We start from the raw sequence: 8,699 nt of genomic DNA, 5'->3' as shown, positions 1-8,699 counted from the left end.
CCATGACCAACCCGTTCGACGACGAGGACGGCACCTTCCTCGTGCTCACCAACGACGAGAACCAGCACTCGCTGTGGCCGCAGTTCGCGGACGTCCCCGACGGCTGGAACGTCGCCCACGGACCCGACACCCACGCCGCCTGCCTGGAGTACGTCGAGCGGAACTGGACCGACATGCGGCCCAAGAGCCTCGCCGACGCCATGAACGCCCAGCGGTAGCGCGGCTCGCAGTGAACCTGACCGACACCACCGACGAGGCCCGCGCCAGCGCGGGCCTCGCCCGGTCCGACGACCTCGCCACGGCTCTGCTCACGCCCGAGGCACGCCGGGACCCGTACCCGTTCTACGCCCGCATGCGCCGCGAGGACCCGGTCCACCGCAGCGCCCAGGGCATCTGGTACCTCACCCGGTACGCCGACGTCGAGGCGGCCCTGAGCGACCTGCGGCTGTCCAACGACCGGGACCGGATGACCCGCGCCTACAGTGCGCTCGGCGGCGACCTCAAGGCCTTCAGCCGGCTCACCGACCGGCTCGGCCGGGTGATGAGCAACACCGACCCGCCGGACCACGCCCGGCTGCGCAGGCTGGCCAACCGTGCCTTCACCGCCCGGCGCGTCGAAGATCTGCGCGACGGCATCCAGCGGATCGTCGACCGGCTCATCGACGAGGCGGTCGCGGCCGGGCCGGCCATGGACCTGATCGAGGCGGTCGCCTCCCCGCTCCCGCTGTCCGTCGTCTGCGAGCTCTTCGGCATCCCGCCCGAGGACCTCCCGCAGGTCAAGACCTGGTTCCACCGCTTCGGCCGGCTGAGCGAGGACATCGACAAGTCCGAGGCGGCGATCGAGCAGTACGAGGAGTACCTCGCCCGGCTCGTCCGCCGCCGCCGGGCCGACCCCGGCGACGACCTCATCAGCGCCCTGGTCGCCACCCAGGCGCAGGACGACCGGCTCACCGACTCCGAGCTGCTGTCCACCTGCTTCGTCCTGATCACCGCCGGCGACGAGACCACCACCCACCTGGTCGGCAACGGCATGCTCGCCCTGCTGCGCCACCCCGACCAGCTGGCCCGGCTGCGCGAGGACCCGACGCTGATCCGCACGGCCGTCGACGAGCTCGCCCGCTACGACACGCCGACCCAGGCGATCGTCCGGGTCGCCGCCGAGGACGTCGAGATCGGCGGGCGGACGCTGCGCGAGGGCGAGCTGGCCTACCTGTTCCTCGCCGCGACCAACCGGGATCCCGAGCGCTTCGAGGACCCCGACCGGCTCGACCTGACCCGCCCGGGCAACCGGCACCTCAGCTTCGGCAACGGCCCGCACTTCTGCCTCGGCGGCCCGCTGGCCAAGCTCCAGGCGGAGGTGGCCGTCGGCACGCTGGTCCGTCGGCTCCCGCACCTGCGGCTGGCCGGCGACGCGGAACTCGACTGGCGGCCCAACCCGCTGCAACGGCGACTCACCGCGCTTCCGCTCACCTACTGACCCATGAACGACGAAGGAGAAGTGCCCATGGCCCGAGAGCTCGAGGTCCGCCGGGAACAGGACCTGCCCGCCACGCCCGAACAGGTCTGGGACGCGGTCGCCACCGGCGCCGGCAACCTCGGCTGGCTCTACCCGATGGAGGTCGAGCCGCGCGTCGGCGGAAAGGCCACGCGCGGCGACAGCACCGTCGTGGCGTGGGAGCCGCCGCACCACTTCGCGGTTCGGGCCACCCAGGACGGCGGGTTCTCCAACACGCTCACCTACCGCATCGAGCCGGCCGACGACGGCGCGAGCCACCTGCGGATGGGAATCCACTGGGTGCACACGGGCGTGGTCGACGACACCTGGAACTGGGACACGAAGGCGGACGCGGCCGAGAAGCACGTCGACTTCTACCAGCACTCCCTCCCCGAGTACCTGAGGCACTTCGCCGGCCGCCCCGCCGTCTACGTCAGGGCCGCCCGTGGCGAGTCCACCGAAGACCCCGCCGACTTCGCCGCCCTGCGCCGGCGCCTCGGCCTCGACGACGACGCGGCCGTCGGCGACCGGTTGTCGCTCGACCTCCCGGGCGCGGACGGCGGTTCGACGGAGGTGGTCGTGGACTGGCTGAGCCCTGACTTCGTCGGCCTGCGAGGCCCGGACGCGCTGTACCGGTTCTTCAACGGCAGCTCCTGGAACTGGCCGATCTGGCTGGGCCACCACCTGTTCGCCGAGGACGCGGACGAAGAACTGGCCACCAAGGCCTGGAACGCCTGGCTCAACGGCGCCTGACCCCGCCGCACGACACGACCGAAGGACCCCTGGTGGAAACACTGCTCTACGCCGCCGAACTCGTCGAGGAAGACGGCACCTACAAACTCGTGGTGCAGGACGTGGTCCGGGACACGGTCCAGGTCACCCCGGTTCCCGAATCCGCCGTGGCCAGGCTCCCGGTACTCCTGTCGGTGCTGAGTTCCAAGCTCGGCTCGGCGTCGGCACGCGGCCGCCGGTAGACCGCTTCCGGATCAATGAGGCCGGTGTCGCCCGCAGATCAACTGCCGGCCGGCACCGGCTTCGTGGACGGGCGCTTGTGGCCGAACGTCAGCCACAGGAGTGCGCGTCGACGACACGCCGCCGCCGCAACCGGCCGGCACGGCTGACACGACGGCGCCGCCCGACGCGCGGTTCACGGCCCCGTTGCTGACGCTGCGTCACCTCAAGGCGCACACTGGCGCCATGGTCATCAATCCAGGAGGCTCCCCGGACGACTCCACGGCGCGAGAGATCGACCGACTCGCGACCTCGTACTGGGACTTCCTGCTCGCACGCGAGCCGTCGCTGCGCACGCGCCGCGGGCTGCCGGTCGAGTCGCTGCCGGGGGTGTCCGCGGAGGAGGCCGACGAGCGCGCCGGGTTCGCTGCCGGGGTGCTGAACCGGCTGCGTGCGCTGCGACCGGCGGAGCTGTCCGGTCCCGCCGCCGACACAGCGGGCTTCCTCCGGGCACTGGCCGAACAGGAAGCGGAGGCGGGACGTTTCCACTGGCTCACCCCCACCGCGACGCCGTACCAGCTCTTCCGGCTCCAGCAGTACGGTGACACCGTCTTCCGCCCGTTCCGCTTCGAGCACCGAGCCGACGCGGACCGGTACGTGACCCTCGTACGGGACCTGGCCCGTTGCGTCGCGACGATCGGCGACAAGGCCGCCGGGCAGGCGGAGCGGGGCTTTCACATCCCCGCTCCGGCCCTGACCGGCGTCCACACCACACTTACCCGCCTGCGGGCGTCGTCGGCACAGTGCGTCCGGGTGGACGACGAGCGGCTCACCCGGCTCGAAGCGGCGAGCCGGGGGCACCTGCGCGACACGGTCGAGCGGCTCGTGGCCACCGAACTGGAGCCCGCGTTCGACCGCATCATCGCCCTCGTGGGCGACCCGGACTACCTCCGGCGGGCACCGCAGGCCGTCGGCTGGGCCCGCTACCCGGAAGGCGAGGCGGCATACCGGTCCTTCGTCAGGACGTACACCTCCGGCGACACACCACCCGAGCGCCTCCACGAACTCGGCCGGGAGCACTGCCGCGAACTCGGCGAGCGGATGCGGGAGATGCGCGACACGCTCGGTTTCGCGGGGACTGAGGCGGAGTTCAACGAACGGCTCGCGACCGAGCCGCGCCTGTACGCCGCCACCCCGGAGGAGGTCGAAGCCCGCTACCGCGGACACCTCGACCGCCTCACGCCGCTGCTGCCGCGCTGGTTCGCGGTCCTGCCACGCGCCCCCTACGACGTGGCCCGTCTCGACCCGGCGCTGGAGGGGTCGATGACGTTCGGGTACTACGAACCGCCGACCGCCGCGCAACCGGTGGGACGCTACCGCTACAACGCCTCGGACCTGGCACACCGGTCACTGCTCGGCGCGGCCGCGCTCATCTACCACGAGCTGTCGCCCGGACATCACTTCCACCTCGCCCGCCAGGCCGAGAACACCGCGCTGCCCGACCTGCGGCGCGAGCTGGCTGCCTTCAGCGGGTTCGAGGAGGGCTGGGCGGAGTACGCGGCAGGGCTCGCCTGGGAGATGGGGCTGTACGACGACCCGTGGGACGCGTACGGACGACTGGCCCATGAACGGTTCACCGCGCAGCGCCTCGTCGTCGACACCGGCCTCAACCTCGGGACGATGACACTGGAGGAGGCACGCACCTTCATGCGGGCCCACGCGGCAGCCGAGTCCGAACGGCAGATCACGACCGAGTCGTTGCGCTACGCGACCGATCTGCCGGGGCAGGCGCTGACGTACCGGGCGGGTCATGCGGAGTTCACGGCATTGCGGGCAGCGTGCGAACGCGGCGCCGACGCCGCGTTCGACGTGCGCGCCTTTCACGAGACCGTGCTGACCGGCGGCACACTGCCGTTTTCCGTCCTGCGCCGACGGGTGGAGAGAGAACTGCACGGGGCATACGGCCGAACAGACTTCCAGGGAAAGCCGCTCTACTCGAATGAGTGAAGGCCACGGGGAATTCGTAGTCGCTTACCCGCCCTTGGATACTCTCTGTGATGGAACGTGCGGGTCCGCTGAAGCGGAGTGCGTCCATCCAGTCATCACCTCCTCGGCAGAAGAGAAGGATGTTGTGCCATGCCGCCTGTAGTACCTCCTTTCCTGATCGGTCTGATCGCCGTCTCCCTGGTGAAGAGGCTGGGCAAGCCTTTGGTGCGAGGGGTCGTCAAAGCGTCGGTGGGCCTGGGAATCGAGGTCAAGAGGGCCGTCCATGAAGCCGGCGAGGGCATCCATGATCTCGCCGCCGAGGCGACTGCCGAGGTGCTCGCAGCCCAGACGGCACCGAGAGCCGGACACGGTGTCGGCGCCCCGGAGGACGGCACCGCGGGCCGGGCCGGAGCGGCCGCCAAGCCGGCGCCCGCAGCGGCAAAGGCCCACGAGGGACGGACCGGCCGCCAGGCCAAGCCCGCCGGCAAGGCCCGTAGCGCCGGTTCGGCCGCCGCCAAGGCCCGTGGCGCCGGTTCGGTCGCCACCAAGGCGCACTGAGTCTGCCCGCCGACTCTCCGTGTGACTCTGCTTCGTCCCGATGGGCACGGGCACGTTTTCGTCTGCGTAACCGGTCGAGACCGCCAAGTCCCGTCCGGAGCAACCCCGTTCCTTTCCGCTCAAGGCCTTCCACGCCAAAGCTGACTTTGCTCCATGGAGTCTTCGGCGGACACAGCGGCCGTTCGTCGTCCCGGCCTCTCGCATGCGACCGCCACGCCACCGGCGACATGGTGGGCTGCGCCGTATCGGCCATCACGACACCCTCTGATGGAGGCAGGTCAGATGTATGCGACCAAAACCCCCCTGTATTCCGCGGAACTCATCCAGGAAGGCGGTGCCTGCAGACTCCTCGTAACCGATTGCCGGCGCCACACCGTGCGGCCCGCATACGCATCCACGAAGGCGGTGGAGCAGCCTCCCGCCTTTCTCGCCGGGATCGGCTCCCTGCACCTGCGCGGGATCCGTCGGCGATGACGGCGACCGACGCGAGGAAGTGGTTCCGAGTTCACCGGCGTGCGGCGGAGCCCAGGCTCCGACTGGTGTGTTTCCCGCACGCCGGCGGCACGGCACAGCTGTTCCACGGCTGGCCCGCGCTGCTGCCGACGGACGTCGAGGTGCTCGCCGTGCGGTACCCCGGCCGTCAGGACCGGCTCGCGGAAGCCTGCATCGAGGACATGGCCACCCTGGCCGACACGATCGAGGACGCACTGCGGCCCTGGCTCGACCGGCCGCTGGCGCTCTTCGGGCACAGCATGGGCGCCTGCGTCGCCTACGAGGTGGCCCTGCGGCTGGAGACCCGCGGCATGGTCCCCGAGCACCTGCTGGTCTCCGCACACGAAGCCCCCGGGTGGGCCGAACGCGCCGCGCTGCACGACGCCGACGACGAAACCCTGATCACCCACGTCCGGCACCTCGGCGACCTGCACTCGGAGGCCTACGACATCCCGGAGCTGCGCGACCTGCTGCTGCCCGCCCTCCGTTCGGACTACCGGCTGATCGAGGGCTACGACCCCCCGAATCCGGCCCCGGTCAAGGCGCCAATCACCGCGTACGTCGGCCAGGACGATCCGAGTTGCGCGCTCGACGGGGTCCTCGCCTGGTCCGGCCTCGCCGCCCCGGGCTCCTTCGAGCTGTGCCCGTTCCCAGGGGATCACTTCTACCTCGCACCCCGGGAGGCCGAAGTAGTCGCGGACGTGGCAGCACGACTTGCCCGCGCGTGAGGCGCAGGCCGGGCCGGATGGCGAACGCCCGTATCGAGAACCTGGAAGTCCACGGCGCACACCCACAGCTCCCCGACCGTGCGCGGTCGGTTCCTGGCAGGGTCCGTACGGTGTCAGCGGCTGCCCGGCTGTGACGGAAGGCGGGGTCCCGGCACCGCGCATGGCGCCCGCGGGGTTCCCAGGGGACGATGGTCGTACCGGTCGCTGAGACGTGCGGTGTCCCCGGCAGCGGCCGCGAAGGCTGGGACGGAGAAGGGACCATGCGACCGGGAAGACGTACCGTCGACGCGATACTCCGGCTGCTCAGCCGGGACTGGGCCGGGCTGGGCATCGCTCTGCTGCCGGCGGCCGCGGGTGCACGGTGTGTATCCAGAGGTACCGGCCGGCGGATTCTCGGCGGTGTGCTGTGGGCCGTGGCCCTCGCACTCGGTCTCGGGTCGTTCCGCCATCTGGTGCATGTGGGCCGGATACGCGGGAGGTATCCGCCACCCGGGCGAATGGCCGACGTGGGCGGCTACCGCATGCATGTCCTGGCCGAGGGAGACGCCGGACCGAGGCCCACCGTGGTCTGGATGCCGGGCGGCCATGCCGGCGGATACGCCATGTACCGGCTGCACGCGCTGGCACGGGAACGGATGCGTTCGGTCCTGGTGGACCGTCCGGGGTCCGGCTGGAGCGACCCGGGCCCGTTCCCGCGCACGACGGCGGCAGAAGCCGTCGAACTGCTCACGGCGCTGGAACAGGCCGGTGAAAAGGGGCCCTACGTCTTCGTGGGGCACTCGTTCGGGGGACTGCTCATGGCCAACGCCGCCAGGCGCCGCCCTGACCTGGTGGCCGGTCTGGTACTGCTCGATCCCACCCCGCCCGATGCCGTCGCCTTCGGCCCGGCGCTTCCGGCCCTGCGACGTGCCCCGAGGGACCAGACCGTCCTCGCGCTGCGTCACCTCTTCGGCCTCCACCCTCTCGCGGGCAGGGAGGAGACACACACCTCCGACGACCCGGCGCAGGTTCTCGCCGAGATCGAGCTCAGGACCAAGGCGAGCTGCGCCGCGGCATCGATCCTGCGAGAGCTGTCGCCGGACGGCATCACCAGAGACGGCTGGCAGACTGCCGTACACGACGGCGAGCTCGGCTCGCTGCCCCTCCTCCTCGTGGCGCCACGAGATCTGACGGGCGGCGGCGAGATCTTCGACGCGGTCGACGATCCGGAGGAGAGCGCCCGGGTCCGGCACTTCTTCCTCACCGTGAGAGAACGGTTCCTCGCGGCCTCCAGCAGGGGGCGGAGGGTCTACACCCCAGAGGGAACCGGCCACGACTTCCCGGACCGCGTACCGGATTTCGTTGTGCAGGTGGTGGACTCGCTGCTGGACTAGGCACTGTTTCTCGGATCATGTGCGGAGCCAGATGAGGAGGGCTGCGAGGGTGACGGTGCCTAGGTAGATGTAGGCGCGTTTCTCGTAGCGTGTGGCGACTGAGCGGAAGCCTTTCAGGCGGTTGATGGCTCGTTCGACTGTGTTGCGCTTCTTGTACCGCTCACTGTCGAAGCCGGTGGGCCGGCCGCCTCGGGAGCCTCGATTGTGTCGGTGTCTTTGCTGGTCGAGTCGTTCCGGGATGGTGTGCTGGATTCCGCGTCGTCGCAGGTAACGGCGGTTGCTGCGGGACGTGTAGGCCTTGTCCGCCAGGACATGGTCGGGCCGTTTGCGGGGCCGTCCGACTCCGCTGCGGGGCACGGCGATCTGCTCCAGGACGCGTTCGAACTGGGGACCGTCACCGTAGTGCCCGGGGGTCAGGACGAAGGCGAGGGGCCTGCATCGTCCGTCGGCGACGAGGTGGACCTTGGTGGTGAACCCGCCGCGGGAACGTCCCAGGCACTCGCCGAGCTGACCACCTCCTCCAATCGGATGGCCAACTTCCGCAGGATGGGATCGACCTGGTTCGTCCCTGGACCGGCCCCCTTTTGAGCGACCGTGGCCGGGGACGTCTTCCTCGCGCCGGCGGCATGTTGATGGGCTCTGACCACTGTCGAGTCGACCGAGACATCCCAGTCGATCTGGCCGGCGGCGTCCTCGGCCGCTTGGACACGCGACAGGAGCATCTTCCACGTTCCGTCGGCTGACCAGCGTCGATGCCGTTTGTAGACCGTCTCCCACGGTCCGAACCGCTCCGGCAGGTCCCGCCATTGCACACCTGTCCGCACCCGATACAGCACCCCGTTGATGACCCGCCGGTGATCACTCCACCGACCCCCACGCGCACCACCACGAGGCAAGAACGACTCCAGTCGATCCCACTCCGCATTCGTCAGATCCCCACGACCCATACCACCAGCGTGACCTCAACACCCCAGCCCCGTCAGGAGATCCGAGAAACAGCGCCTAGTGCGGGCCGGGAGCGCCGGAGCCGTTCTGATCCCGTTGCGCAGCCACGGTCCGCTCCGGCGAGCTTCCGCCCGACCGAATGAACAGTGCCGGCGTCTACGGGCACATCGG

The 8,699-nt window shown here is 70.4% G+C and carries 9 protein-coding genes; 8 read left to right on the top strand and 1 reads right to left on the bottom strand.

Going from position 1 to position 8,699, the window contains the following annotated elements; genetic code table 11:
• Nucleotides 1–2: 2 nt before the first annotated feature.
• The 8 genes from OHT01_RS01655 to OHT01_RS01620 all read left to right on the top strand — a co-directional run bounded on the left by OHT01_RS01655 (nt 3) and on the right by OHT01_RS01620 (nt 7,583).
• Complete coding sequence (locus OHT01_RS01655) at nt 3–218, top strand: MbtH family protein (RefSeq protein WP_328551275.1); 216 nt, start codon at nt 3–5, stop codon at nt 216–218.
• A gap of 11 nt (nt 219–229) precedes the next feature.
• A complete protein-coding gene (locus OHT01_RS01650) occupies nt 230–1,477 on the top strand; it encodes a cytochrome P450 (protein ID WP_328551274.1) in 1,248 nt (415 codons plus the stop codon).
• 27 nt (nt 1,478–1,504) lie between these two features.
• The gene (locus OHT01_RS01645) at nt 1,505–2,248 is read left to right on the top strand and encodes an SRPBCC family protein (RefSeq protein ID WP_328551273.1); all 744 of its coding nucleotides are present in this window, start codon (nt 1,505–1,507) and stop codon (nt 2,246–2,248) included.
• A 32-nt stretch (nt 2,249–2,280) separates the two neighbouring features.
• Nucleotides 2,281–2,469, top strand: coding sequence for a hypothetical protein (locus tag OHT01_RS01640; protein ID WP_328551272.1), 189 nt, complete (start codon nt 2,281–2,283; stop codon nt 2,467–2,469).
• Between the two features lie 223 nt (nt 2,470–2,692).
• The gene (locus OHT01_RS01635; RefSeq protein ID WP_328551271.1) at nt 2,693–4,453 is read left to right on the top strand and encodes a DUF885 domain-containing protein; all 1,761 of its coding nucleotides are present in this window, start codon (nt 2,693–2,695) and stop codon (nt 4,451–4,453) included.
• Between the two features lie 129 nt (nt 4,454–4,582).
• Entirely contained in the window at nt 4,583–4,990 is a 408-nt protein-coding gene (locus OHT01_RS01630; protein WP_328551270.1) for a DUF5132 domain-containing protein, read from the top strand.
• 539 nt (nt 4,991–5,529) lie between these two features.
• Nucleotides 5,530–6,210 (top strand): thioesterase II family protein, encoded by a 681-nt coding sequence (locus OHT01_RS01625; protein WP_328551269.1) that lies wholly within the window; start codon nt 5,530–5,532, stop codon nt 6,208–6,210.
• 260 nt (nt 6,211–6,470) lie between these two features.
• Nucleotides 6,471–7,583, top strand: coding sequence for an alpha/beta hydrolase (locus tag OHT01_RS01620; RefSeq protein ID WP_328551268.1), 1,113 nt, complete (start codon nt 6,471–6,473; stop codon nt 7,581–7,583).
• 15 nt (nt 7,584–7,598) lie between these two features.
• Here OHT01_RS01620 and OHT01_RS01615 read toward each other — a convergent pair.
• Nucleotides 7,599–8,530 (bottom strand): IS5 family transposase gene (locus OHT01_RS01615; protein ID WP_443043345.1). Its coding sequence is split into 2 segments (ribosomal slippage): nt 7,599–8,155 and nt 8,155–8,530, totalling 933 coding nucleotides; the frame shifts between segments, so codons are not numbered across the junction.
• Between the last annotated feature and the right edge of the window lie 169 nt (nt 8,531–8,699).

Source organism: Streptomyces sp. NBC_00358 (assembly GCF_036099295.1).
In the GTDB taxonomy this organism is placed as follows: domain Bacteria; phylum Actinomycetota; class Actinomycetes; order Streptomycetales; family Streptomycetaceae; genus Streptomyces.
This window is presented reverse-complemented; position numbering and strand designations above follow the sequence as displayed.

Excerpts from the sequence above, each read along its gene's own strand:
- OHT01_RS01655 (WP_328551275.1), top strand. The coding sequence starts at position 3 with ATGACCAACCCGTTCGACGACGAGGACGGCACCTTCCTCGTGCTCACC.
- OHT01_RS01645 (WP_328551273.1), top strand. The coding sequence starts at position 1,505 with ATGGCCCGAGAGCTCGAGGTCCGCCGGGAACAGGACCTGCCCGCCACG.
- OHT01_RS01635 (WP_328551271.1), top strand. The coding sequence starts at position 2,693 with ATGGTCATCAATCCAGGAGGCTCCCCGGACGACTCCACGGCGCGAGAG.
- OHT01_RS01630 (WP_328551270.1), top strand. The coding sequence starts at position 4,583 with ATGCCGCCTGTAGTACCTCCTTTCCTGATCGGTCTGATCGCCGTCTCC.
- OHT01_RS01620 (WP_328551268.1), top strand. The coding sequence starts at position 6,471 with ATGCGACCGGGAAGACGTACCGTCGACGCGATACTCCGGCTGCTCAGC.